This window comes from Bradyrhizobium sp. HKCCYLRH3061, from assembly GCF_051168015.1.
Lineage (GTDB): Bacteria > Pseudomonadota > Alphaproteobacteria > Rhizobiales > Xanthobacteraceae > Bradyrhizobium.
The window spans coordinates 1-24810 of sequence record NZ_JBNPUE010000020.1; the positions used below are offsets into that span (position 1 = coordinate 1).

Sequence of the window (24810 nt, forward strand, 5' to 3'; positions counted from 1 at the left end):
CGCAGAAGAATCCACGCCATGCACCATGTCCAGTCTGTCTGAACCGGACAGCCGTGGGCTTGTCCCGGCCATCCACGCATTTCGGCGCACGATGCGCGACGTGGATGCGCGGGACAAGCCCGCGCATGACGAGCAAACCAATTGAAAGCTCGTTTGGCAATCACACGTGGCCGCCGCACAGCAGCCTGCCCGGGGTGACGCTACCTAGCGCGATGCGACCGTCACTTCCCCGTCGGCACGTCCTGCCGCCACGCACTCCCCGCGATCTTCGCCGCGGCGATCACCGCCTGGGTCCGGCTCTCGACGCCGAGCTTCTGCAGGATGGCCGAGACATGTGCCTTGATGGTCGCCTCGGAGACGCCGAGCTCGTAGGCGATCTGCTTGTTGAGCAGGCCCTGCGACAGCATCATCAGCACGCGCACCTGCTGCGGGGTCAAGGTGACCAGGCGGTCGCGCAGCCTGGTCATTTCAGGATCGGCGCCGGCGGCCAAGTCGGTGTCGGGCGGCACCCAGACCTCGCCGTCCATCACCTTCTTGATGGCATCGCGCAAGGTGTCGACGCCGAACCGCTTCGGGATGAAGCCGGAGGCGCCGAAATCGAGCGAGCGGCGGATCGTCGCGCCGTCGTCGCTCGCCGACACGATGACGACCGGGATCGCCGGATATTGCGCGCGCAGATAGATCAGGCCCGAGAAGCCGGAGATGCCGGGCATGGTGAGGTCGAGCAGCACCAGATCGACCTCGGAATCCTTTTCCAGCAAAGCGGTGAGGTCCTCGAACGAGCCGGCCTCGTCGACCACGGCCTCCGCGAGCACGCTCGCGACTGCCTGCCGCAAGGCATTGCGGAACAACGGGTGATCATCGGCAATGACGAGATGAGTGCTGGCAGCCGCCATGAATCCAGACTTGACCTTGCGAGACCGACGACATGCTGCAACTGCACGCGCCCGGTTTTCCGTAAAATACTCGCCCGGCCACCGGTTGCATGCAAGCGTGCAATTCCACTTGCAGGGAAGGCGGTTAATCCGAACCTTGTGCAACGCAACATCGATAGCGCGACGGCCGCTCAGCGAACTTGATCCGCCGCAATGTCCCCATCTTTCCCGCGCGCCGCAGAGGGCAGAGCCGAAAGTCGTATTGGGGCGGGTTTCACTGCAATGTTACTGAAGAGCAAGGTCTCCGCGACCTGCGCCGTCCAAGTCCGGCATGCGGAGGCGAAAGCCATCATCACAACAATCATGGGGAGCGAATGCCGATGTCAACAATGGTAGCCACACAAGCGAGAGCTGGAGGCATGACGAAGGACGAACGCTTCGTCATTCTGGCCTCCTCTCTCGGCACCGTCTTCGAGTGGTACGACTTCTATCTCTACGGGTCGCTGGCCTCGATCATCGGCGCGCAGTTCTTCAGCGACTATCCGCCGGCCACCCGCGACATTTTCGCACTGCTCGCCTTCGCCGCCGGCTTCCTGGTGCGTCCGTTCGGCGCCATCGTGTTCGGCCGCATCGGCGACATCGTCGGCCGCAAATACACCTTCCTGGTCACGATCCTGATCATGGGCCTGTCGACCTTCATCGTCGGCCTGCTGCCGAACGCCGCGACCATCGGCTTCGCGGCGCCGGTGATCCTGATCGGCCTGCGCCTGCTGCAGGGCCTCGCGCTCGGCGGCGAGTATGGCGGTGCCGCGACCTATGTCGCCGAGCACGCCCCGATGGGCAAGCGCGGCTACTACACCTCCTTCATCCAGACGACGGCGACGATGGGCCTGTTCCTGTCGCTGCTGGTCATCCTGTTCACCCGCACCATCATCGGCGAGGCCGACTTCGCCAAATGGGGCTGGCGCATTCCGTTCCTGGTCTCGGTGCTGCTGCTTGGCGTCTCCGTCTGGATCCGTCTGCGCCTGAACGAATCGCCCGTGTTCCAGAAGATGAAGGACGAGGGCAAGAGCTCGAAGGCGCCGCTGACGGAAGCGTTCGCGAACTGGGGCAACGCCAAGATCGTGTTGCTGGCGCTGATCGGCGCCACGATGGGCCAGGGCGTGGTCTGGTACACTGGCCAGTTCTACGCGCTGTTCTTCCTGCAATCGATCCTGAAGGTCGACGGCTACACCGCCAACCTGCTGATCGCCTGGTCGCTGCTGCTCGGCACCGGCTTCTTCATCGTGTTCGGCATGCTGTCCGACAAGATCGGCCGCAAGCCGATCATCATGGGCGGCTGTCTGATCGCGGCGCTGACCTTCTTCCCGATCTTCAAGATGATCACCACCAACGCCAACCCGGCGCTGGAGAAGGCGATCGAGGCGACGAAGGTGGAAGTGGTGGCTGATCCCGCCGGCTGCGGCGATCTGTTCAACCCGGTCGGCACCCGCGTCTTCACCGCGCCTTGCGACACCGCCCGCGCCTTCCTGGCCCAGTCCTCGGTCAAGTACTCGACCGTTTATGGTCCGGCCGGCTCCGGCGTGAAGGTCACCTTCAACGGAAAGGAAGTGCCCTACACCGATGCGAAGACCAGCAACCCGGCGCTGACGGCCGCGATCGGCCAGGCCGGCTATCCGAAGGCGGGTGATCCGTCGATCGTGAAGATGGCGCATCCGTTCGACGTCTTCCGTCCGCAGGTCGCCGCGATCATCGGCCTGCTGTTCATCCTGGTGATCTTCGTCACCATGGTGTACGGCCCGATCGCCGCGATGCTGGTCGAGCTGTTCCCGACCAAGATCCGCTACACCTCGATGTCGCTGCCCTACCACATCGGCAACGGCTGGTTCGGCGGCCTGCTGCCGGCAACCGCCTTCGCGATCGTGGCCTCGACCGGGGACATCTATGCCGGCCTGTGGTACCCGATCTTCTTCGCGGTGATCACGGCGGTCGTCGGCTTCCTGTTCCTGCCGGAGACCAAGGACGTCGACATCCAGCAGCACTGATCAGGACGCGGGCAGCACCTCCGCCCGCATCTCCTCCGAGCGAACGGCCGCGGATCACTCCGCGGCCGTTCCGCATTTCAGACCCACGGATTTTCTCTTTATGGCCTCAGGCCGCGCCGATGAACTGCAACACCAGCTCGCGCCGATGCGGACGCGCGCGATGCTCGATCAGATAGAGCGCCTGCCAGGTGCCGAGCATCATGCGGCCGTCCTGCACCGGCACCTGCAGCGAGACCGAGCTCAGCATGGTCTTGATGTGCGCCGGCATGTCGTCGGGCCCCTCGGTGTCGTGCACCCAGCCGGCATCCTCCGGCGCCAGCCGCGCCAGCGCCGTGGTGAGATCGTGCAGCACGGTGGGATCGGCATTCTCCTGGATCGTCAGCGACGCCGAGGTGTGGCGAACGAACAGGGTCACCGCGCCTTCCCTGGCGGAGACTTCACGCAGGAATGCCTCGACCTCGCGCGTGAGATCGGTGAAGCCGCGGCCCGAAGTCTGCACCGTCAGCATCGACGTCACCACCGTATCGATCGCAGCGGCCGAAGGTGCCGTGCGCGAGGCCGATCGTGCCGACATGGATACAGCCTCCTCGAAGCGGTCTCAGATCCTGCCCGAGACGTCCTTCTGCACCCGCGTCGCCATGTCGAGCAACCGGCGCCACGCCTGCTCGAGGAACCCCATCATGCGGTCCATGTCCTGGTCGCTGGGCAGCGGGATCTCGAGCTTGCGCGTTCCATCAGCAGACTTCGACTCTCCGGCTCGAGGCTCCGCCTTCTTCAATTGATCGGACTTGGGCAGCGCCTGGTCCTTCGGCAGCGGCTCGTCGATCTTGCCGGAGATGCTCTGGTCGCGCGACGCGAGCTGGCCCTTGAGCTTTTCATTCTCCGCCTGCAGACGGCCGATCTCGGCGTCCAGCGCGGCGCGCTCATCAGGCACCGCGTAACAGGCAAAGCCCGATCCACCGCTGTTGTTGCACATCGAGACCGCACCGGTCTTGGTATCGAGCCGGATCACGCCGTCCGATGTCGTCGACATCGTGTAGCGTCCCTTGTCGCCGTCAGGCGTTGTGTCCTCGACCGCAAACGCCTCTCCGCCCAGGCAGCTCAACGCCAGCAGCGCGAGGAGCGGCGGCCGGTAGGGCTTCGTGAGACTCATGGCTGGCTCTCCCAGGCGCATTCGCAACCGCCGCCATGCACGCCGACATTGTGTCGCGGCCATGACGTTGCCTCAGGTGCGATCCGCTGCCACAGGCCGCACCTATGTTTCGGACGTATAGGCGGAGCGACCGGATTTCAACGCGTCCGCCAGCAGTTCGAGCCGGTCCTGCCCCCAGAATATCTCGCCATCCAGCACGTAGGCCGGCGAGCCGAACACGTCGGCCGCGATCGCGTCCTGCCGGTTCTGCTCGTAGGCCGCCCCGACCACGTCCCTCGCCGCCTGCGTCACGAGATCGCGGCCCGGCAGTCCGGCTGCATCGGCCAGGCCGGCGATCACCTCGGCATCCGCAAGATTGAGCTGCTGCTCCCAGATGGCCGGGAAGGCGCGCTGCAGATAGGGCTCCGGATCGAGGCCGGCCTGCTGCGCCGCAATGACGACGCCGTCGGCGAGCCGGGCATTGAACGGCCAGTTGCTCGGCTGGATGTGGAAATCGAGACCGCGCTTGTCGCGCCACCGCTTCAGCTCGACGATGCGATAGCGCTGCCGCGCCGGATGGCGCTTGGCCAGCGGAAGCCCGCCGGTCTCGGCGAACAGATCCACCAGCATGACCGGCTTGAGGTTGACGCTCGCGCCGTGGCTCGCGGCGATGTCGCGGAACAGCCGGTGGCCGATATAGGCCCATGGCGACTGCAGCGAGAAATAGTAATCGATCTGGCGCGACATGCGGGTTCCCGTGCTGGTTGGAGTTCAGCGACATCGGATCAGAGGGCCCTGACAGGGGCAAGATCGCAGTTGCACAGAACACTGTTGATGCGGCGCGGTGACACGCGCGACCGATCTGACGAAAAAGCCGAGAAGACGAGCAGAATCAGGCATCTAACAGTTCAACACGCAATCTTGACTTGGGGGGATGCGGTCAGTATGGTCCGCGCGGCTTTAAAGGGCGATGGGGCGCTATTTCCTGACACTCGCGGCAACGGATCGGGTCTCCACACATGGCGGATAAGCACATGGCGGATGGCACGAACGAGAGCGGCGGACACGGGGATCGCGACAAGTCGCCCGATGAGGTTGCGCTTTCCGCAAGGCTCGGAAGTCTCGACCAACGGTTGTCCGAATTTCGCGACGGCCGAAAGATCGGGGCTGATCAACCTGGAAACGGCGGCGGTGACACTGCAGCCCGGGCTTCGGCCATGGCGCGTGGCCTGCGACTGTCCTCCGAGTTGATCGCCGGTGTCCTCGTCGGTGCGGTGCTTGGCTGGGGCTTCGACCGCTTGCTGTCGACATCGCCCTTTGGATTCATCGTGTTTTTCCTGCTCGGCTTCGCGGCCGGCGTGTTGAACGTGGTGAGATCCGCAGGCATAGCTCCCGACAGGCCCCGCCAGTGAGACATGCGCGGAAGACCTCGGCGCGGAAGACCAACGAGTGAATTGCAAAGCGCCGGCGTGGCCGGTGAACAACTGAGACGCCACGCGGATGATCGATCCGATCCATCAATTCCACCTCAACAAGATCTTCACGATCGGCCACATCGGCAATCAGGAGATCGCCTTCACCAATTCGTCCGCGTACATGCTGCTCGCGGTCGTGCTGATCGCCGTCATGATGATGGCCGCAGGGCGCGCGCTCGTGCCGGGCCGGTTCCAGTCGGTGGTCGAGCTGTCCTACGAATTCGTCGCCAACACCATCAGAACCAGCGCCGGCTCGCACGGCATGACGTTCTTCCCGCTGGTGTTCTCGCTGTTCATGTTCATCTTCGTCTCGAACATCGTCGGCATCATCCCCTACACCTTCACCGTCTCCAGCCACATCATCGTCACCTTCGCGCTGGCGCTGCTGGTGTTCCTGACGGTCATCATCTACGGCTTCTACAAGAACGGCCTGAAGTTCTTTAAGCTGTTCGTCCCCTCCGGCATCCCCGCGGTGATCCTGCCGCTGGTGGTCGTGATCGAAATCATCTCCTTCTTCTCCCGTCCGATCTCGCACAGCGTCCGTCTGTTCGCCAACATGCTGGCCGGCCACGTCACCCTGAAGGTGTTCGCGAGCTTCGTGACCATGCTCGGTGCGCTCGGCTTTGTCGGCAAGGTCGGCGCGCTGTTGCCGCTCGGCCTCACGGTCGCGCTGACCGGCCTCGAGCTGATGGTCGCGTTCCTCCAGGCCTACGTCTTCACGATCCTCACCTGCATCTATCTCAACGATGCTATCCATCCGGGCCACTGATCCGGCCCTCTCTACCAAACCCCTCAAAGGAGTTCGTTTCATGGATCCGGTTGCAGCGAAGTACATTGGCGCGGGCATTGCCTGCATCGGCATGGGTGGCGCGGGTGCCGGCATCGGCATCATCTTCGGCAACTACCTGTCGGCCGCTCTGCGCAATCCGTCGGCCGCCCAGGGCCAGTTCGGCAACCTGATTTTCGGCTTCGCGGTGACCGAAGCGCTCGGCATCTTCTCGCTGCTGATCGCGCTGCTCCTGCTGTACGCCGTCTAAGACGGCCTGAGCCGGACAGGAGAAGCCCGTGGCTGAAAGTCATGGCGAAGCCAAGGGCGGCGAGGCCAAGGGCACCGCAAGCGCCCATACGGAGGCCGATGGCGGGCATGGTTTCCCTCCGTTCTCGAAGGAAACCTTTCCCTCCCAGATCGTCTCCTTGGTGATCGCCTTCGTGGCGCTGTACGTGATCGTCTCGCGTGTGGCGCTGCCGAAGGTCGGGGCCGTCATCGACGCCCGCCAGAAGTCAATCGACGGCGATCTGGCTGAAGCGCAGCGGCTGAAGGATGAATCCGAAGCCGCGATGAAGGCATATGAGAGCGAGCTGGCGACGGCTCGTGCCCGTGCCCAGGCGATCGGAGCCGAGACCCGCGAGAAGCTCGCGGCCTCTTCGGACGCCGAGCGCAAGGCGCTGGAAGACAGCCTCGCAGCCAAGCTCGCGGCGGCTGAGGCATCCATCGCCACCACGCGCACGACCGCAATGAGCAATGTCCGCGGCATCGCCGCAGATGCAGCCAGCGCGATCGTGAAGCAGCTCACCGGCAAGGCCCCCGCAGCCAAGACGGTCGAGGCTGCGGTGGATGCATCGTTGAAGGGAACAGCCTGATGCATTTGCTTGCTGATCCAGAAACCTGGGTTGCGATCGCCTTCGTGATCCTGATGGGCCTGTTCGCCTATCTCGGTGTCCACCGCATGGTCCTGACGGCGCTCGACCACCGCGCCGAGCGCATCAGGAACGAGCTCGCGGAGGCCAAGCGGCTCAAGGAAGAGGCGGCCAAGGTGCTCGCCGATTACAAGACCCGCCGCGCCAGTGCCGAACGCGAGGCCGAGGAGATCGTCACCAGCGCGAAGGCGGAAGCCGAGCGAATCGCAGCCGAGGCCAAGGCCAAGATGGAAGACTTCGTCGCCCGTCGCACCAAGGCCGCCGAGGGCAAGATCGCCCTCGCCGAAGCCCAGGCTCTCGCCGACGTCAGGTCCGCTGCGGCGGAGGCCGCCGTCCAGGCGGCAGCGACCGTGCTGTCTCAGTCGGTCAAGGGCGCTCTTGGCGAAGACCTCGTCGCCAAGGGCATCGCCGAAGTCGGCCGCAAGCTGAACTGAGCGGCAGCCCATCTCATCCATCATCTTCAAAAGGCCGGTGCGATTCCATCGCACCGGCCTTTTGCTATTCACACTCTCCGGCGACCGCTTCGCGCGACGGCAATCGTCACCTCCGCTTCTTGCCGTGCGGCCGCTCCGGGGTCAGGGCCTGCGGGTCGAAGCCGATGTAGAAGACGTAATTGTCGGCATTGGCGCCGGGCGGCGGCACCGGATAGACCATGTCCTCGGCGACGATCGTGAACGGCACGCTGCCGTCCTCGGTCATCTGCACCGTGGTGCGATACGACTTGGTCGCGATCACCTTCTCGCCGATGCCGCCCTGGACCACTGCAATGCGCATCGGAATGTCGACGCTCGCCGGCGCGCCCGCGGGGCCGGCGACGATGCGCCCCTGAATGCCGATCTTGGCGGTGATCTCGGCCCCGTTGAGATTGCATTCCCGCGCGGTCTTGGTGATCGACGCCTGGAACCGGACGTCGTTGCCGACCGCCTGCTTGCCGGGCGCGGCCACGGCGTAGGTCGAGGCGCCGGCGCGAATATTGACCGGCGGACAGGTCAGGCCATCGGTCGGATCGACCGGCGGTCCGCCGCTAGCGGGCAGGTTCTCCTGCCCCTTGTCGTCGGAGCCGCCGCCGAACAGGCTCTTGAAGCGGTCGGTCAGCGATTGGGCGGCGGCCGGCGGCGCCGCGCTCGCGGCTCCCAAGGCCAGCAGCACGGCTGCCAACGTCCCAGCCCTGATCACGCTCGTCTCTCGCATCGTCTGATATCCCCGGCAACTCGGTCGCCCAGCCAAGGCGTCTATACCCATTTCAGAGCCCGGAACCAGCCCCGATTGGCCTCTCCCGCGGCGATCACGATCACGATTGCTACCCCCGGAAATCCTCGTGCAGCAGGCCGTAGAGATAATGGTCCTGCCAGACCCCGTTGATGCAGAGGTAGCGACGCGCCAGGCCCTCGCGGGTGAAGCCGCATTTCTCCAGCACGCGGATCGACGGCGTATTGGTCGGGATGCAGGCCGCCTCGACCCGGTGCAGATTGAGCTCGCCGAACAAGGTCGGCAGCAGCAGCCGCAGCGCCGCCGTCATGTAGCCATGATGCGCGAACGGCTGCCCCATCCAGTAGCCGATGGTGCCGGCCTGAACGATTCCGCGGCGGACATTGGCGAGCGTGATGCCGCCGAGCATGGCGCCATCCTGCTCGCGGAAGACGATGAACGGATAGGAGCGGTCGGCCGAGATGTCCTCGGCATAGCGGCGCAGCCGGCGGCGGAAGCCGGAGCGCGTCAGGTCGTCGGAAGGCCAGATCGGCTCCCAGGGCGTGAGATAGTCGCGGCTGATCTCGCGCAGCCGCGCCCATTGCGCATAATCGGCCATCTGCGGCGCGCGCAGCAGCAGGCCCTGGCCGCGCGGAGCCAGCGCAGCCGGTCCGTTGGATGGCAAGCGAAACAGGGCCATCTGTGATGCTCCCCCTGCTCTTTCCGGGTCGAAGCCTGCTCCAACCCACCCCAGATTTCCGATGCCGACCGCTGGCTGAATTCAAATGCGCAGACCGCACCGGGCCGCACCGCGTTCAGTGCAGCTGGGCCTTCGATCTCGAACCGGTCAGACCTTCGGCGAAAGTCACTGCTGTGTCCAGACCCCTGCCGGTGCCGAGCGCAACGACGGCCGGCTTGCTGCGTGCGAGCAGCGCCCGCGCCGCATCGCGCGTGCTCTCGACGCTGACCGCCTCGATCTTGGCGACCATCTCCTGCAAGGTCTGCGGCCGGCCATAGGCCAGGATATGCCGCGCCAGTTGCTCGGCACGGGCGCTGCAGCTCTCCAGCGCCATCAGGAGCCCGGCCTTCATCTGCGCCTTGGCGCGGGCGACCTCGGCTTCGGTCAAGGTCTCGACCGCGTCGCCGATGATGTCGACCACGACCTCCATCATCTCCGGCGCATCGGCCGGATCGGTGCCGGTGTAGAGGCCGAAGAACCCGGTGTCGCTGTAGGGCGCGTGGAACGTGTAGACGGAGTAGCAGAGACCCCGGTTCTCGCGCACCTCCTGGAACAGCCGGGACGACATGCCGCCGCCGAGGATGTTGGTGAACACCTGCAGCGAGAACAGCGACGGGTCGGCCTGCGGCACGCCCTCGAGCGCAAGCGTCAGATGCGCCTGCTCGAGATCGCGGTGCACGACGCGCGAGCCGCCCTTGCCGAACGCCGCCGGCAACGGCTTCGGCCCCTCGCCGCCATTGAAGCTGGCGAAACGCTTCGTCACGTCCTCGACGACCCGCTGATGATCGACGGCACCGGCGGCGGCGACGACCATGTCGGGGCCGCGGTAATGCGTCGACAGATAGCCATGCAGCTTGTCGCGATCGAACGCCTCCAGCGTCTTGGCGGTGCCGAGCAGCGAGCGGCCCATCGGCTGGTCCGGAAAGCACAGCTCGTTGAGATGCTCGAACACGACGTCGTCAGGCGTATCCTGTGCCGCGCCGATCTCCTGCACGATCACGTTCTTCTCGCGCTCCAGCTCCTCCGGCACGAACGACGGATTGGCGAGAATGTCGGAGAGCACATCGAGCGCCATCGGCACGTCGGCCTTCAGCACACGGGCGTAATAGGCCGTGGTCTCGGTCGAGGTGCCGGCATTGAGATCGCCGCCGACGGCCTCGACCGTCTCGACGATCTCGCGGGCGCTGCGCGTCGTCGTGCCCTTGAACGCCATGTGCTCGAGCAGATGCGAGATGCCGTGCTCATCCGGCTTCTCGTCGCGGCCGCCGACGCCGGCCCAGACCCCGAGCGCCGCCGTCTCCAGATGCGGCATCGTGTCGGTGACGACCGTCAGCCCCGTCGGCAGCTTGGTGACTTCCACACCCATCATGCAATTCCCTGCTTGGCGGCCCGGCTGACCGAGCGGATGAACTTCTCCACCTCGGCCTGGTCGTTCCGCATGATCCTGATGTCCTCGCGCTTGCTCATCAGCCCTTCGAGCCACACCGGCAGATGCGGCCGCATCCCGCAGGCGGCCTCGACCGCGTCAGGGAATTTGGCGGGATGCGCCGTCGACAGCACGATGTTCGGCACCGACAGATCCGTGCCGTCGCGATCGGCCACCGCCAGCGCCACCGCCGTATGCGGATCGACGAGATCGCCGGCCTCGCGGAAGGCGGCGCGGATCGCAGCGGCGGTCTCGGTCTCGTCGGCGCGTCCGGCATCGAAATCGGCGCGGATCGCCGCCAGCATCGCATCCGGCAGCACGAAGCGGCCGGACTGCTTGAGGCCGTCCATCAGCCGCCGCACGGTGCCGGCGTCACGGCCGCCGGCTTCGAACAGCAGCCGCTCGAAATTCGACGACACCTGGATGTCCATCGAGGGCGAAGCCGTCGCATGCACTTCGCGCACCTCGTAGATGCCGGTCGTCAGCGTCCGGGCGAGGATGTCGTTGACATTGGTCGCGACGCGCAAGGTGCGCACCGGCAGACCCATGCGCTTGGCGACGTAGCCGGCGAAGATGTCGCCGAAATTGCCGGTCGGCACGGTGAAGTCGACGGCGCGGTGCGGCGCGCCGATCGCGACCGCCGAAGTGAAGTAGTAGACCACCTGGGCGACGACGCGCGCCCAGTTGATCGAGTTGACGCCCGACAGCCTGACCGAATCGCGGAAGCCGTGATGGTTGAACAGGCCCTTCACGATCGCCTGGCAGTCGTCGAAATGACCTTCGATGGCCAGCGCATGCACGTTCGCCGCGCCCGACGTGGTCATCATCCGCCGCTGCACCTCGGAGATGCGGCCATGCGGAAACAGCACGATGAGGTCGGCATTGTCGCGGCCGGCGAACGCATCGACCGCGGCGCCGCCGGTATCTCCCGACGTCGCCACGACAATGGTGGTGCGCTCGCCGCGCTTGGCGAGCACGTGGTCCATCAGCCGCGAGATCAGCTGCATCGCCACGTCCTTGAACGCCAAGGTCGGGCCGTGGAACAGCTCCAGCACGAACTGATGCGGTGCGGTCTGGTCGAGCGGCACCACGGCGGGGTGACGGAAGGTCGCATAGGCCTCGTTGGCCATGCGGCCGAGCTCCTCGTCGGAAATCTCGCCGGCGACGAACGGCTTGATGACCTCGACGGCGACCTCCCAATAGGGCCGGCCGAAGAACGACGCGATCGTCGCCGGCGTCAGCTGCGGCCAGGTCTCGGGCACGTACAGGCCGCCGTCACGGGCGAGCCCGGTCAGCATCACATCGCAGAAAGTGAGCGCGGGGGCTTCCCCGCGGGTCGAAACATAGCGCGTCAAACCGCTCTCCTGACCTGCGTCACCAGGCCATAACCCGTTGATTGAATTCGAAATCGGAACCGCCCGGCGGCAACATGGTCCGGCACCATAATGGTTTTGGACGGGCTGCGAAACCGGTTGTTGCCGGTGGGATCGTCATGGGGACGGGTTACGGCGGCGTTACGGTGACCCGCGCGAGATGGGCAGCCCTGGTCGGTCCACCTCTCCATCCTACCAGCTCCGCCGTCATCGCCCGATTCACCCGGGCGATCCGGTACGCCGCGGCGGCTATGCTCACCCGCGCCGCTGCGGCGTACTGGATCCCCGCCGTCGCGGGGACGATGGCGGTGCTTGCGGCTTTCAGCCGGACACTTCGAACACGCGAACGAACGATGGGATATCGGCACGACCTCTCCACCTCGTCATTCCGGGGCGCGCGGAGCAGCGGTCTCGCGGCGCGATCGGCGCCCGAGCTTTGCGGAATGTCTCCCTCCTTCGAACGGAGGGCGCAGGGAAGACCGGATGCCGGCTGGCACCCGCGGCCCCCGTGCGAACAAGAATGCACGGGGCAGGAACCACAGGTTCAGCCAGAGCGACCCGGCCTTCCCTGCGCGATGGCTTACGACTTATACGCGCTCTCCTCGGTGCACCGGGCTTTTTGGCCACCGTCATCGACGCGATGCATCGGCACCAGCGCCAACTTGATACCAGCGTCGGGGTATCAGGACCACGCGACTTCGCCGTCCGTGCCGGCCGCACTCGTCAGTTGCAGCCGACCCGTCCATCGCATCCCACCTCAACGTCCGTGACGACGCGTACGTCCCTCGCTGGCGAGGCGGAATGGGAAGAGACAACCATGATTTCGGAAAAAATGAAAGTAAAAAATTGCCGCCGGTCGATGCTGAACTCATCAGCGCGTTGAGGATGCTTACATAATCAGTTTTCCGGCGCGGCCGAATTCTTGATATCGGACGCCCGCTCATGCCGTTGCGAATAGCCCGTCGGGCGACTCGGGGCAGAATCGCGACGATCGCGGTGGCGAGGCGCGGTGCGTAGGTGCGTAGCCCGCCGCTCAAACCGAGACGGCCTCACCCGCCTTCGCGTCGGCCTCGGCGAACACCGCCTTCGCTGCGAACAATCCGTTGAGCGCGGCGGGGAAGCCGGCATAGACCGCCATCTGCATGATCACCTCGGTGATCTCGTCGCGGCTGAGGCCGACGTTGAGGCCAGCATGGATATGAACCTTCAGCTGCGGGCTGGCATTGCCGAGCGCGGTCAGCGCCGCGATGGTCGCGATCTCGCGGCTGCGCAGATCGAGGCCGGGGCGTGAATAGATGTCGCCGAACGGAAACTCGATCACGTAGGTGGCGAAGTCCGGCGCGATGTCGGCGAGCGCCGCAATCACATTGTGGCCGGCCTCGCCGTCGATACTATCGAGCGCGCGCCGGCCGCGCGCCAGACGGTCCTGATCGGTGTTGGCGCCGGATGGCGTGGCGCCCGGCATCGGGCTCGTCGTCGTGGCTTGGCTGGGCGTTGACTGCGTCATCATCGTTCGTCCTCTCGCTGCTGCCGGCATAACCGGTGATCTTGCCGTCGAGAACGAGAAGGCAATCCTGCAGGCTGGCGACGCGCGCCCGGACCGCCTCGCGATGACGCTCCAGCAGCCGGCATCGTTCCGGCTCGGTGGCAGCGCCGCCCGCGCGCAGCTCGGCGTAGCGCAGCATGTCCCGGATCGGCATTCCCGTGGCCTTGAGGCGGCCGAGGAATTCGATCCAGGTCAGGATCGATGCGTCGTAGTCCCGCTGGCGGGCATGATCGCGATCGGCCCTGGGCAGCAGCCCGATCCGCTCGTAGTAGCGGATCGTATGGGGCGTCAGCCCCGACTGCCTGGCCAGCTCGCCGATCTTCATGCGCGCTTTATCTCCATTCACGACGCCAGGCAGGCTACGGGTTCGAGCGCGCTCTAAGTCAAGCGCCGTTTTGCCCGCCGTAGCCCGCATGAGCGAAGCGACATGCGGGGGCCGGTGCTGAACCCGCATGTCGCTTCGCTCATGCGGGCTAGGAGGTCATCGGCTGGCGGTTACTGCCTCCACACGCCCCTGCCGAACGCCCAATGTTCTCACGACGTCCTCTCGTCGGTCGAACAGCACCCAAGCCGGATCGCCTTCGGCTGTCATGAAGGATGTCACGTAGAGCTCATCCGACAGACCTACGGCGATTTCGGGTAATCGTCCAACGACCGAAAACTCCACGACGGTCTTGTTACGGATGTGATCAAATGTTGCCGCCCACAAGGACTCCTCGCTCCAGCTTCCGCACAAGATCGACGAGTTGTCTTCGATACGCCAGCTCCACTCGATCATCAGGCCAAACTCTCCCTCCGGATTACCAAGCGTTCCGTCGCGCCGGGTACAGCTGGTGAGATGCCCAAACTCCAAGAAAATGGCCGAGCCAGCGCCTCGCCACACGTGGGAAAGTGGCAACCCGATCAGCGGATCACGGAATGTCCGCAGAAGATCAACACCATCATCACTCAACTTCGGCTCCTAAGACAGCCGCCCGTCTCATCTTGACCAATATTTGACTTCTTAGCAGGCCGCGACGTGCGGGATCGACAGCGGCCCCCATATCGCTGTCGCTCACGCGGGCTACGCGTCATCGAGCGGATCTGCGCCGTCCCCTCGCCCACACCGCGAAGGCCACGATCAGCGCCGCGGCGAGTGAGAACCAGGTGATCGCGTATTGCATGTGCTCGTCGCGCAGATGCGGCGACAGCGGACCGGGTTTTGGGATGCCGTTGTCCGGCACCGGCGTTTCCAGGTCGATGTAGAACGGCGCGACCTCGCCCCAGCCGAGCGTCCTGGCCATCGCGCGATGGTCGCGCGTGAACCACAGCCGCTTGTCGCGGCTCTCGGCCGCGGTGAGCAGGCCGGCGGCCTCGGGGAAGCGCAGATAGCCGGTGAGAATCACGGGCCCGCCGGTGACGAGCTTGCCGACCTGCCGGTCCTGGATGCTGCGGTCCTGCATCGTGTTGGCGACGAAGCCGGCGTCGATCACGATGGTCTCGCCAGACGCCAGGCGCGCGGGGAGGAACGCCCAGGTGCCCGGCCCGGAGACGTCCTCGCGCACGGCCGAGCCGGCGCTGTAGACCATCGCATCCGGCAGCTTTGCATAGGTCGCGGTGAAGCTGACGCGGCGGAATTCGTCGCGCTCCGGCGTGAGCGTGCGCCAGTCGCTTGGCGGAGGCAGCGGCGCGGGTGCTGCGGCGACACGATCGGTGAGCGCGGCGATCAGCGCATGCTTCTCGGCACGGCGCTGCAATTGCCAGACGCCGAGGCCGATGAACAGTGCGACCATGACGAAGGTGAAGGCGGCGAAGGCGCGGGAGGAGGTGGTGGGACGGGCGGAGGTCATGCGGCGACTCCGACGCTGCGCGCCGGCTTGAGTTCGATGGTGTCCACACGCGTGAGATAGCCTCCCGCTTTCACCGCGCGGACAGTGCGCTCCCCTCCCCCTTGCGGGGAGGGGTTGGGGGTGCCCCAGCAAAGACTGCCGTTGAGGCTACCCCCCTCCCCAACCCTCCCCCACAAGGGGGGAGGGAGCGCAGCGTGTTTGCGGCGAGGGCTTACCTTTTCTTTCGCGTCCGGAAGCGGCTTGACCCATGTCCCGGGAGACAGACCGCAACGGCAGGACCTGAGCAGCGCTTCAAAACCGGAGCGCCGCTCCGCGGAACTCGGACCGTTCATCGCGGCGTCTTGTCCACCAAACGGCCGGGGGCGGCCTTGTGGTGGAATTGCAGGGCGATCAGCAGCGATTTCATCGCGCGCAGCGGCAGCAGCGTCGTCACCAGGATCAGCGGCCCCCAGAGCGCGGCATGGACCCAGAACGGCGGCTGATACTTCACCTCGACGATCAGGGCGGCGCCGACCACGATGGCGCCGGCGAGCATCATGATGAAGATCGCCGGACCGTCGCCGGTGTCGATGAAGGCATAGTCGAGATCGCAGGCTTCGCAACGCTTGCGCAGGTTGAGGAAGCCGTCGAACAGCTTGCCCTGGCCGCAGCGCGGGCAGCGGCAGGCGAGCCCGCGCAGGACGGTCTGGGCCAAAGTGACGGGCGGATGCGTGGTCATGGTGTCTTGCCCCTGGGCGGCCGGGCGGCGCCCCCTGGTGATACAACCGGAGGCGGCGACGGCGGATCACATTTCGATCAACCGCCGGGCGCCGCCGCAAACGAGAAAGGGCGGCCCGACGGCCGCCCCTTCTTAGCACGTTCGACGGAACCGGTGCGCGCCGGCTTCAGTGCGCGCCGTGGGCCATCGCCTCGGCGCCGTGGCCCCAGACGTAGATGCAGATAAACAGGAACAGCCAGACCACGTCGACGAAGTGCCAGTACCAGGCGGCGAACTCGAAGCCGAGATGCTGCTTGGGCGTGAAGTGGCCGGCATAGGCGCGCGCCAGGCAGACGATCAGGAAGATCGTGCCGACTAGGACGTGGAAGCCGTGGAAGCCCGTCGCCATGAAGAAGGTCGAGCCGTAGACGTGGCCGGCGAACGAGAACGTCGCGTGGCTGTACTCGTAGGCCTGCACGCAGGTGAAGGTCGCACCCAGGAGGATGGTGAGGATCAGGCCGTATTTCAGGCCCTTGCGGTCGCCCTCGAGCAGCGCGTGGTGCGCCCAGGTCACCGTGGTGCCCGAGGTCAGCAGGATCAGCGTGTTGAGCAGCGGCAGATGCCAGGGATCGAAGGTCTCGATGCCCTTCGGCGGCCAGACGCCGCCGAACAGGGCGTCGCGGGTCGCCTGCACCTCGTAGTTCGGATACAGCGCGGCATTGAAATAGGCCCAGAACCAGGCGACGAAGAACATCACCTCGGAGGCGATGAACAGGATCATGCCGTAGCGGTGATGCAGCTGCACCACGCGGGTGTGGTCGCCCTTGTACTGCGCTTCCTTGATGACGTCGCCCCACCAGCTCGCCATGGTGTAGAGCACGCCGATGGTGCCGATGCCGAACACGATCGGCGCGGCGCCGTACATCTTGTGCATCCAGCCGATCGCGCCGAACGCCATGATGAAGGCCGAGACCGAGCCGACGAACGGCCAAGGGCTCGGATCGACGAGATGGTAGTCGTGATGCTTGGCGTGCGCCTCAGCCATGGCAAGTCTCTCCCCAGATCGATGCCGGTCGCGCCGGCACGGTGTCGTTCAACAGCGATGGTCCCCGGATATCGGATTTCCGCACAGTCATAGGCTGCCCCGCGGCTTGTCCGGCTCGCCCGCAGCGACCGGCTTCGGCGTGTCGCGGACGGGATAGAAGGTGTATGACAGCGTGATCGTCTTCAAGCTGTCGTTCTCGTGGTCGGCTGCTATCGCCGGATCGACGTAGAACACCACCGCCATCTCGCGGGTCTCGCCCGGCGCCATGGTCTGCTCGGTAAAGCAGAAGCAGTTGATCTTCTGGAAGTAGGCGCCTGATGTCAGCGGCGACACGTTGTAGGCCGCCTGCGCCATGGTGGTGCGCGCCGCCTCGTTGGTGACCTTGTAGTAGACCGTGACCACCTCGCCGATCGCGACATCGATCTCGGTCTTCTCCGGCTCGAACTTCCAGGGCAGACCGCCGGCGACATTGGAGTCGAAGCGCACGGAGATCCGGCGCGCCAGCGGCGCCGCGGATGGCGCCGATGTCGCCACCTGCGTGGTGCCGTTGAAGCCGGTGGCGCGGCAGAACCAGTTGTAGAACGGCACGGCGGCATAGGCCGCGCCCACCATCAGCACCGCGACGGCGCCGCAGATGCCGCCGACCAGCGCATCGCGGCTGAGGCCGCGGCGCGGCGCGGCCGGCGCGGTCGCCGGAATGTTCTGGTCGGTTGTCTCCATCGCGGTCTGCTTCGTCCCGTCCTGCATCGCGTCTCTACATCGGCCGATTCAGCACCGCGGGACCCTTCACCATGGTCACCGCGAAGAACAGCACCACCAGCACGCCGAGCGCGAGCGCGATCGCGATCGAGCGGCGGCGCCGGCTGCGCAGCTGCGCCTCGGTGAGGACGATGCCCTCTGACTCGTTTCGATCCGCCATCGTGGTCGCCATGTTTTCCAGTCTCGCGCCCCTTACCAGATCAGCGGCGCGATCATGCGCGCGACCGCTTCGAGTCCGAGCGTCGCGAACAGCACGAACAGATAAAGGATCGAGAAGGCGAACAGCTTGCGGTTGGCGCGCAGCGAGGCGCTGCGCTCGCGCTTGCGGAACACCTCGACCGCGAGCCACAGCATGCCGGCCCCGAGCGCCAGCGAGACGACGCCGTAGACGGCATCGAAATAGCCGAGCGGCCACGGCGCAGCCGCGATCGCCACCAGGACGATGGTGTAGAGCAGGATCTGCAGCCGGGTCGCGTCGGGGCCGGCGACCACTGGCAGCATCGGCACGCCGGCGCGGGCGTAGTCATCGCTGCGGAACAGCGCCAGCGCCCAGAAATGCGGCGGGGTCCAGAAGAAGATGATCAGGAACAGCCAGAGCGGCTCCGGCGCGATCGATCCGGTGGCCGACACCCAGGCGACCACCGGCGGCAGGGCGCCGGCGGCGCCGCCGATGACGATGTTCTGCGCGGTCCAGCGCTTCAGCCACAGCGTGTAGATGACGACGTAGAAGAAGATGGTGAAGGCGAGCAGCGCGCCGGCGAACCAGTTGACGAGGATGCCGAGCGTCAGCACCGAGAAGAACGACAGCGTGATGCCGAAAGCGAGCGCCTCCTGGCGGGTGACGCGGCCGCGCGGGATCGGACGGTTGGCGGTGCGCGACATCAGCGAGTCGATGTCGCCTTCCAGCGCCATGTTGAGCGCGCCGGAGGCGCCGGCCCCGACCGCAATACACAGCAGCGAGGTGATGGCGAGCACCGGGTGGAAATGGCCCGGAGCGATGAGCAGACCGATCAGCGCCGTGAAGATCACGAGCGACATCACCCGCGGCTTCAGGAGCGCGAGATAATCGCCGACATCGGCCTCGGAAATCCGCGGGCCGACGGCAATGGCGTTCTGATCAATGACCGACACGACGAATCCAGACTTCAATTGAAACGGCCCCGACGCATGTCGCGTCAGCACCTCGCCTCAAGGATTCCGACGGCGCGCCCTCAAGCGCGCTGCCGGCGGATATCGATGCGGCGCCGGATCGGCGCCGCATCGCGAGAGCAGGGTTACTGCACCTTCGGCAGCACCTCGAACTGGTGGAACGGCGGCGGCGAGGACAGGGTCCACTCCAGGGTCGTGGCGCCCGGTCCCCACGGATTGTTCGCCGCCTGCTGCTTGCGCATGAAGGCGTCGACGATCCCGTAGATGAAGATCAGCACGCCGAATCCGGAGATATAGGAGCCGATCGACGAGACCAGGTTCCAGCCGGCATAGGCGTCGGGATAATCGATGTAGCGGCGCGGCATGCCCGACAGGCCGAGGAAGTGCTGCGGGAAGAACACGAGGTTGACGCCGATGAAGGTCACCCAGAAGTGCGCCTTGGCGATGGTCTCGTTGTACATGTAGCCGAACATCTTCGGGAACCAGTAGTACCAGCCCGCGAAGATCGCGAACACGGCGCCGAGCGACAGCACGTAGTGGAAGTGCGCGACGACGTAGTAGGTGTCCTGCAGCACGCGGTCGACGCCGGCGTTCGCCAGCACGACGCCGGTGACGCCACCGACCGTGAACAGGAAGATGAAGCCCACCGCCCACAGCATCGGCGCGCGGAACTCGATCGAGCCGCCCCACATCGTGGCGATCCAGGAGAAGATCTTCACGCCGGTGGGCACCGCGATCACCATGGTGGCGGCGACGAAATAGGCCTGCGTCGCCGAGGACATGCCGACCGTGTACATGTGGTGCGCCCACACCACGAAGCCGATGCCGCCGATCGCGACCATGGCGTAGGCCATGCCGAGATAGCCGAACACGGGCTTGCGCGAGAAGGTCGACACGATCTGGCTGATCATGCCGAAGCCGGGCAGGATCAGAATGTACACTTCCGGATGGCCGAAGAACCAGAACAGGTGCTGGAACAGCACCGGATCACCGCCGCCGGCCGGATCGAAGAAGGTGGTGCCGAAATTGCGATCGGTCAGCATCATGGTGATGGCGCCGGCGAGCACCGGCAGCGACAGCAGCAGCAGGAACACCGTCACCAGGATCGACCACACGAACAGCGGCATCTTGTGCAGGGTCATGCCCGGCGCGCGCATGTTGAAGATAGTGGTGATGAAGTTGATCGAGCCGAGGATCGACGACGCACCGGCAAGGTGCAGCGACAGGATCGCGAAATCCACCGCCGGTCCGGGATGGCCCGAGGTCGACAGCGGCACATACATGGTCCAGCCGGCGCCGACGCCGTTGGCGCCGGGCTCGCCCTCGACGAAGGTCGAAGTCAGGAGCAGCGCGAACGAGGCGGGCAGCAGCCAGAACGAGATGTTGTTCATGCGCGGGAACGCCATGTCCGGCGCGCCGATCATGAGCGGCACCATCCAGTTGCCGAAGCCGCCGATCATCGCCGGCATGACCATGAAGAAGATCATGATCAGGCCGTGCGAGGTCACGAACACGTTGTAGGTGTGGTTCTCGTGAAAGAGCTGCACGCCCGGATACATCAGCTCGATGCGGATCGCGATCGACATGGCGGCGCCGATGATGCCGGCGCAGACCGCGAAGATCAGATACATCGTGCCGATGTCTTTGTGGTTGGTCGAATAGATCCAGCGCCGCCATCCGGTCGGGTGGTCGTGCGCGTGATCGTCATGGCCTGCATGGGTCGCTACGTTCGTCGCCATTGTCCAATCCTCAGTGTCCCCGTGGACCGCCAAGGCGGCCCTCAATCTTAGCGTTCATCCGCGCTCGGCTACTGCGACACGCCCGCAGCCGACGCATAGGTGCTCGTGGGCGCGCTGGCGTACTTCTTCTTGGCGTCCTCGACCCAGGCGGTGAATTCCTGGTCGCTCACGACGCGCACCGCGATCGGCATGTAGGCGTGATCCTTGCCGCACAACTCGGAGCACTGGCCGTAATACATGCCGACCTTGGTCGCCTTGAACCAGGTCTCGTTGAGGCGGCCGGGAATGGCGTCGATCTTGACGCCGAACGACGGGATCGCCCAGGAGTGGATCACGTCGGCGCCGGTGGTCTGAACGCGAATCACCTTGTTGACCGGCACGACCATCTCGTTGTCGACGGCGAGCAGGCGCGGCTGCTTGTCCTGCGCCAGCAGCGAGTCGAACTCGAACTTGCCGTTGTCGGGATAGGCGTAGCTCCAGTACCACTGCTTGCCGGTGGCCTTGATGGTCATATCGGCCTTCGGCACGTCCAGCTCGAGGAACAGCAGCCGGAACGACGGCACCGCGATCATGACAAGGATCAGCACCGGGATCAGCGTCCAGGCCACCTCGATCAGCGTGTTGTGGGTCGTCCGCGACGGCACCGGGTTGGCGCGCGCGTTGAACTTGACCACCACGGCGATCAGCAGCGCCAGCACGAACAGCGTGATGATGGTGATGATCGTCAGCAGCAGGCCGTGGAACCAGGTGATGTTCTCCATCACCGGCGTCGCGGCCTCCTGCAGCTTGACTTCCCATGGCGCCGGCTGGCCCGTTTCAGCAAACGCCGCTCCACCCGACACGAGCGTCACGCCCGTTACGGCCAACCCCAGCAAGGCGCCCAATTGGCCTTTCGACATCTTCATGCCGTCGCGCTCCCTTCAGAACTTTCCCCCTCGGCGCACTGCCCGCTTCACGCAGCGGCGCGCCGTTCGATCCGCTCTCCTGACAAATGGCCTTCGGGCGGATGCATAGAAAAGCACCTGGGCCAGTTCACTGGAATGACGAAATCTTTCTTCTCAAACCATAATTCTTGATCTATCGCAATGCAGTCTTGCGCCTGATATCGCGCGCCGCGCCGTTCGTCGCGACATGCGTATTTTCCGGGAGATTGCCGCATGCCGTGATTTCGCGGACAACGGGCGCTTGACAGGCGTGCGGCGCGATGTAGGCAAACGAGACACGGCCGTTTGCGAGGCTGATTCGGCGGGGCGCAGCGGCAGCGCCCACCAGGGTGCGGCCATATTTGGTATCGTTTCGTGCCGTACGCCGATGACGCTGTCCTCAAGACGCCATCATTGCCGTATCATGGCGTCGGACGCGCGGATCACCCACAGGAAATTGTCATGGCACCGACCCGGATCAGGGTTTCAACGGACAGGACAGCTGACATGTCGACCCCAGCTGCGAATGACTCGCGCCGTTTGTACCGATTCAGCGCGGTGCGTGCGCGACTCACGCGTGTTGCCGCGATGACCTCCGCCGCAGCGACCGCGGTCGCGATGATCGCTGCGACGGTCGTCGGCGTGCCGCATGCCGCGTGGGCGCAGGGCGCGGTGCGCTCGGTGCATGGCGACTGGCAGATCCGCTGCGACACGCCGCCCGGCGCGCAGGCCGAGCAGTGCGCGCTGATCCAGAGCGTCGTAGCCGAGGACCGCTCCAATGCCGGCCTCACCGTGATCATGCTGAAGACCGCCGACCAGAAGAGCCGGCTGATGCGTGTGGTGGCGCCGCTCGGCGTGCTGCTGCCGTCCGGCCTCGGCCTGAAGCTCGACAACCAGGACGTCGGCCGCGCCGGCTTCGTGCGCTGTCTGCCCAATGGCTGCGTCGCCGAGGTGGTGCTGGAGGACAAGCTGCTGGGCCAGCTCAAGACGGCGAAGACCGCGACCTTCATCATCTTCGAGACGCCGGAGGAAGGCATCGGCTTCCCGCTGAGCCTCAACGGCCTCGCCGAGGGCTTCGACAAGCTGCCCTGACGTCGGCTGCGATTGACGGGATTCGCACGATGCCGTGATCGGGCCGTGAGACGGTGTGACGCGATCTCAGCGTGGTGCGTCGAGCGCCAGCGCCATCACCAGCAGGGTCTTGTCGAACCCGTCATCGCCGGGCTCCCGCGGCTGCACCGCCTTGAGCAGGAATCCGGCCTGCTGGTACAGCCTGATGGCGTTGGTGTTGCTGCGGTAAACGGTGAGCTCGACGCGCGAGAAGCCGGCCACCCGCGCCGCCTCGAGCGCCGCCGCCATCAGTCGTCGGCCCAGGCCCTGGTGCCGGAACTGCGGCATTAGGCCCATGCCGAGCACCCCGATCCGGGCATCGATTGGCCCTGATTTGGGCGTCACATCGCACCAGCCCACCACCTCCCCGGCCGAGAGAGCGACGAATTGCGGATATCCCTCGTGGATGTTGTTCAGAATGAAGGCGCGCGTCGACTCGAGCGGCGGCGCCTGCACGAACGACAGATAGCGCCGTTCGCGCGCGACGCAATCGAGCGTGCGGTGGAAGCTCTCGATGTGAGCGGACGTGATGGGAACGATCTCAACCATGTCAGTTCGGTAATCATCCAGCCCCTCGCGCCCCGGCGTCAAAACAACTATCTTGGAATGAACGCTCCGACAACGGATTGACACATGACTGCTCCCACCACCTCCCTGCTCGAGCGCGCCAACCTGGACCGTGATGCGGTCCGGAGCGAGGTCGGGCGTGGCCTGGCCGGCGCCGATGACGGCGAATTGTTCTTCGAATACAGCCAGACCGAGGCACTGACCTTCGACAATGGCCGGCTGAAGCAGGCGACCTACGACACCAGCCAGGGTTTTGGCCTGCGCGCGGTGAAGGACGATGCAGTCGGCTATGCCCATTCCTCCGATGTCTCGCTGCCGGCCCTGATGCGCGCGGCCGACGCCGTCAGCGCCGTGCGCGGCGGCTATTCCGGCACGTTCGCGAGCGCGCCGCCGCACACCAACGTCCGGCTCTATGGCGACGACAATCCGCTGGACGCCCCGGGGTTCGAAAGCAAGGTCAAGCTGCTCGGCGAGATCGACGCGTATTTGCGCGACAAGGATCCGCGCGTGCGCCAGGTGACCGTGAGCCTCGGCGCGACCTGGCAGGTCGTGGAGATCCTGCGGCCCGACGGCGAGAGCTATCGCGACATCCGCCCGCTGGTGCGCGTCAATGTTTCCGTCGTCGCCGGCCAGGGTGACCGCCAGGAGAGCGGCAGCAAGGGCTATGGCGGCCGCGAGGCCTATGCCCGCTTCATCGAGACCAAGGCGTGGCGCGAGGCCGCCGACAGCGCACTGCGCGAGGCGCTGGTCAACCTCGAATCCGTGCCCGCCCCCGCCGGCGAGATGGACGTCGTGCTCGGCGCCGGCTGGCCCGGCGTGATGCTGCACGAGGCGGTCGGCCACGGCCTCGAAGGCGACTTCAACCGCAAGAAGACCTCGGCCTTCGCCGGACTGCTGGGCAAGCCGGTCGCCGCCAAGGGCGTCACCGTGGTCGATGACGGCACCATGGCCTCGCGCCGCGGCTCGCTGTCGATCGACGACGAGGGCACGCCGACCAGCCGCACCGTGCTGATCGAGGACGGCATCCTGGTCGGCTACATGCAGGACCGCCAGAACGCCCGGCTGATGAACATGGCGCCGACCGGCAACGGCCGCCGCCAGGGCTACGCACACGTGCCGATGCCGCGCATGACCAACACCTACATGCTGGCCGGCGAGCGCGATCCGGCCGAGATCATCGCCTCCGTCAAGAACGGCATTTACGCCGTCAATTTCGGCGGCGGCCAGGTCGACATCACCTCGGGCAAATATGTCTTCCAGTGCACCGAGGCCTACAGGATCGAGAACGGCAAGGTCGGCGCGCCGGTGAAGGGCGCGATGCTGATCGGCAACGGTCCGACCGACCTCAACCGCATCAGCATGATCGGCAACGATCTGTCGCTGGACACCGGCATCGGCACCTGCGGCAAGAACGGCCAGGGCGTGCCGGTCGGCGTCGGCCAGCCGACGCTTCGCATGGATCGCATTACGGTCGGAGGCACGGGCCGATGAGCCT

Annotated in this window: 28 protein-coding genes; 8 read left to right on the forward strand and 20 right to left on the reverse strand. The window is 65.6% G+C overall.

Going from position 1 to position 24810, the window contains the following annotated elements:
* Window positions 1-221: 221 nt before the first annotated feature.
* Window positions 222-896, reverse strand: coding sequence for a response regulator transcription factor (locus ACQR2C_RS26895; RefSeq protein WP_315801524.1), 675 nt, complete (start codon window positions 894-896; stop codon window positions 222-224).
* Between the two features lie 353 nt (window positions 897-1249).
* Here ACQR2C_RS26895 and ACQR2C_RS26900 point away from each other — a divergent pair, with 353 nt between their 5' ends.
* Window positions 1250-2920 carry an MFS transporter gene (locus ACQR2C_RS26900; protein ID WP_315801525.1) on the forward strand — a complete coding sequence of 557 codons (1671 nt, stop codon included), beginning with the start codon at window positions 1250-1252 and terminating at the stop codon, window positions 2918-2920.
* A gap of 106 nt (window positions 2921-3026) precedes the next feature.
* On the opposite strand, the gene ACQR2C_RS26905 is transcribed toward ACQR2C_RS26900, so the two are convergent.
* The 3 genes from ACQR2C_RS26905 to ACQR2C_RS26915 form a co-directional block, all read right to left on the reverse strand.
* Window positions 3027-3494, reverse strand: a complete 468-nt coding sequence (locus ACQR2C_RS26905; RefSeq protein WP_434882478.1) for a secondary thiamine-phosphate synthase enzyme YjbQ — start codon at window positions 3492-3494, stop codon at window positions 3027-3029.
* Between the two features lie 24 nt (window positions 3495-3518).
* Complete coding sequence (locus tag ACQR2C_RS26910) at window positions 3519-4073, reverse strand: hypothetical protein (protein ID WP_315801527.1); 555 nt, start codon at window positions 4071-4073, stop codon at window positions 3519-3521.
* A gap of 102 nt (window positions 4074-4175) precedes the next feature.
* The gene (locus ACQR2C_RS26915) at window positions 4176-4799 is read right to left on the reverse strand and encodes a 2-hydroxychromene-2-carboxylate isomerase (RefSeq protein ID WP_316218197.1); all 624 of its coding nucleotides are present in this window, start codon (window positions 4797-4799) and stop codon (window positions 4176-4178) included.
* Window positions 4800-5086: 287 nt separating this feature from the next.
* Between ACQR2C_RS26915 and ACQR2C_RS26920 the strand changes: the two genes are divergently transcribed.
* From ACQR2C_RS26920 to ACQR2C_RS26940, 5 genes are all read left to right on the forward strand, one after another.
* Window positions 5087-5464, forward strand: a complete 378-nt coding sequence (locus tag ACQR2C_RS26920; RefSeq protein WP_315801529.1) for an AtpZ/AtpI family protein — start codon at window positions 5087-5089, stop codon at window positions 5462-5464.
* Window positions 5465-5552: 88 nt separating this feature from the next.
* Window positions 5553-6296 (forward strand): F0F1 ATP synthase subunit A, encoded by a 744-nt coding sequence (locus ACQR2C_RS26925; RefSeq protein ID WP_316181934.1) that lies wholly within the window; start codon window positions 5553-5555, stop codon window positions 6294-6296.
* Window positions 6297-6336: 40 nt separating this feature from the next.
* Window positions 6337-6564: a F0F1 ATP synthase subunit C gene (locus ACQR2C_RS26930; RefSeq protein WP_006615622.1), complete on the forward strand. Its 228-nt coding sequence runs from the start codon at window positions 6337-6339 to the stop codon at window positions 6562-6564.
* 28 nt (window positions 6565-6592) lie between these two features.
* Window positions 6593-7168 carry a F0F1 ATP synthase subunit B family protein gene (locus tag ACQR2C_RS26935; protein WP_315801531.1) on the forward strand — a complete coding sequence of 192 codons (576 nt, stop codon included), beginning with the start codon at window positions 6593-6595 and terminating at the stop codon, window positions 7166-7168.
* A complete protein-coding gene (locus ACQR2C_RS26940) occupies window positions 7168-7659 on the forward strand; it encodes a F0F1 ATP synthase subunit B family protein (protein WP_315801532.1) in 492 nt (163 codons plus the stop codon). Before ACQR2C_RS26935 ends, ACQR2C_RS26940 begins: the two co-directional genes overlap by 1 nt.
* A 106-nt stretch (window positions 7660-7765) precedes the next feature.
* On the opposite strand, the gene ACQR2C_RS26945 is transcribed toward ACQR2C_RS26940, so the two are convergent.
* The 15 genes from ACQR2C_RS26945 to coxB form a co-directional block, all read right to left on the reverse strand.
* The gene (locus tag ACQR2C_RS26945; protein ID WP_316182056.1) at window positions 7766-8383 is read right to left on the reverse strand and encodes a hypothetical protein; all 618 of its coding nucleotides are present in this window, start codon (window positions 8381-8383) and stop codon (window positions 7766-7768) included.
* Window positions 8384-8525: 142 nt separating this feature from the next.
* Window positions 8526-9113 (reverse strand): GNAT family N-acetyltransferase, encoded by a 588-nt coding sequence (locus ACQR2C_RS26950; protein WP_315717912.1) that lies wholly within the window; start codon window positions 9111-9113, stop codon window positions 8526-8528.
* A 115-nt stretch (window positions 9114-9228) separates the two neighbouring features.
* Window positions 9229-10518 carry a M16 family metallopeptidase gene (locus ACQR2C_RS26955; protein WP_434838208.1) on the reverse strand — a complete coding sequence of 430 codons (1290 nt, stop codon included), beginning with the start codon at window positions 10516-10518 and terminating at the stop codon, window positions 9229-9231.
* On the reverse strand, window positions 10518-11933 hold the full coding sequence (gene thrC, locus ACQR2C_RS26960) for a threonine synthase (protein ID WP_434838092.1): 1416 nt from the start codon (window positions 11931-11933) through the stop codon (window positions 10518-10520). The genes ACQR2C_RS26955 and thrC overlap by 1 nt, the downstream gene beginning before the upstream one ends.
* A 1051-nt stretch (window positions 11934-12984) precedes the next feature.
* Complete coding sequence (locus tag ACQR2C_RS26965; protein ID WP_434882479.1) at window positions 12985-13416, reverse strand: carboxymuconolactone decarboxylase family protein; 432 nt, start codon at window positions 13414-13416, stop codon at window positions 12985-12987.
* The gene (locus ACQR2C_RS26970; protein WP_315801535.1) at window positions 13343-13822 is read right to left on the reverse strand and encodes a MerR family transcriptional regulator; all 480 of its coding nucleotides are present in this window, start codon (window positions 13820-13822) and stop codon (window positions 13343-13345) included. Before ACQR2C_RS26970 ends, ACQR2C_RS26965 begins: the two co-directional genes overlap by 74 nt.
* A gap of 156 nt (window positions 13823-13978) precedes the next feature.
* The gene (locus ACQR2C_RS26975; RefSeq protein ID WP_315801536.1) at window positions 13979-14449 is read right to left on the reverse strand and encodes a hypothetical protein; all 471 of its coding nucleotides are present in this window, start codon (window positions 14447-14449) and stop codon (window positions 13979-13981) included.
* Window positions 14450-14567: 118 nt separating this feature from the next.
* Window positions 14568-15326, reverse strand: coding sequence for an SURF1 family protein (locus tag ACQR2C_RS26980; protein WP_315801537.1), 759 nt, complete (start codon window positions 15324-15326; stop codon window positions 14568-14570).
* A 328-nt stretch (window positions 15327-15654) separates the two neighbouring features.
* Window positions 15655-16044: a DUF983 domain-containing protein gene (locus tag ACQR2C_RS26985; protein ID WP_315717920.1), complete on the reverse strand. Its 390-nt coding sequence runs from the start codon at window positions 16042-16044 to the stop codon at window positions 15655-15657.
* A 166-nt stretch (window positions 16045-16210) separates the two neighbouring features.
* A complete protein-coding gene (locus ACQR2C_RS26990) occupies window positions 16211-17068 on the reverse strand; it encodes a cytochrome c oxidase subunit 3 (RefSeq protein ID WP_315801538.1) in 858 nt (285 codons plus the stop codon).
* Window positions 17069-17155: 87 nt separating this feature from the next.
* Window positions 17156-17788 carry a cytochrome c oxidase assembly protein gene (locus ACQR2C_RS26995; protein WP_434874830.1) on the reverse strand — a complete coding sequence of 211 codons (633 nt, stop codon included), beginning with the start codon at window positions 17786-17788 and terminating at the stop codon, window positions 17156-17158.
* A gap of 34 nt (window positions 17789-17822) precedes the next feature.
* Window positions 17823-17999, reverse strand: coding sequence for a CoxF protein (locus ACQR2C_RS27000; RefSeq protein ID WP_315801539.1), 177 nt, complete (start codon window positions 17997-17999; stop codon window positions 17823-17825).
* Window positions 18000-18019: 20 nt separating this feature from the next.
* Complete coding sequence (locus ACQR2C_RS27005) at window positions 18020-18958, reverse strand: heme o synthase (protein ID WP_434882480.1); 939 nt, start codon at window positions 18956-18958, stop codon at window positions 18020-18022.
* 143 nt (window positions 18959-19101) lie between these two features.
* On the reverse strand, window positions 19102-20715 hold the full coding sequence (ctaD, locus tag ACQR2C_RS27010) for a cytochrome c oxidase subunit I (RefSeq protein WP_315801541.1): 1614 nt from the start codon (window positions 20713-20715) through the stop codon (window positions 19102-19104).
* Window positions 20716-20783: 68 nt separating this feature from the next.
* Window positions 20784-21620 (reverse strand): cytochrome c oxidase subunit II, encoded by an 837-nt coding sequence (gene coxB / locus ACQR2C_RS27015; RefSeq protein WP_316218187.1) that lies wholly within the window; start codon window positions 21618-21620, stop codon window positions 20784-20786.
* Window positions 21621-22100: 480 nt separating this feature from the next.
* Between coxB and ACQR2C_RS27020 the strand changes: the two genes are divergently transcribed.
* Window positions 22101-22730 carry an invasion associated locus B family protein gene (locus ACQR2C_RS27020; protein ID WP_315801543.1) on the forward strand — a complete coding sequence of 210 codons (630 nt, stop codon included), beginning with the start codon at window positions 22101-22103 and terminating at the stop codon, window positions 22728-22730.
* Window positions 22731-22796: 66 nt separating this feature from the next.
* Here the strand turns inward: ACQR2C_RS27020 and ACQR2C_RS27025 are convergent, their stop codons facing one another.
* Window positions 22797-23297 carry a GNAT family N-acetyltransferase gene (locus ACQR2C_RS27025; RefSeq protein WP_434882515.1) on the reverse strand — a complete coding sequence of 167 codons (501 nt, stop codon included), beginning with the start codon at window positions 23295-23297 and terminating at the stop codon, window positions 22797-22799.
* A gap of 84 nt (window positions 23298-23381) precedes the next feature.
* Between ACQR2C_RS27025 and tldD the strand changes: the two genes are divergently transcribed.
* Window positions 23382-24806, forward strand: coding sequence for a metalloprotease TldD (tldD, locus tag ACQR2C_RS27030; protein WP_434882481.1), 1425 nt, complete (start codon window positions 23382-23384; stop codon window positions 24804-24806).
* Window positions 24807-24810: the final 4 nt, after the last annotated feature.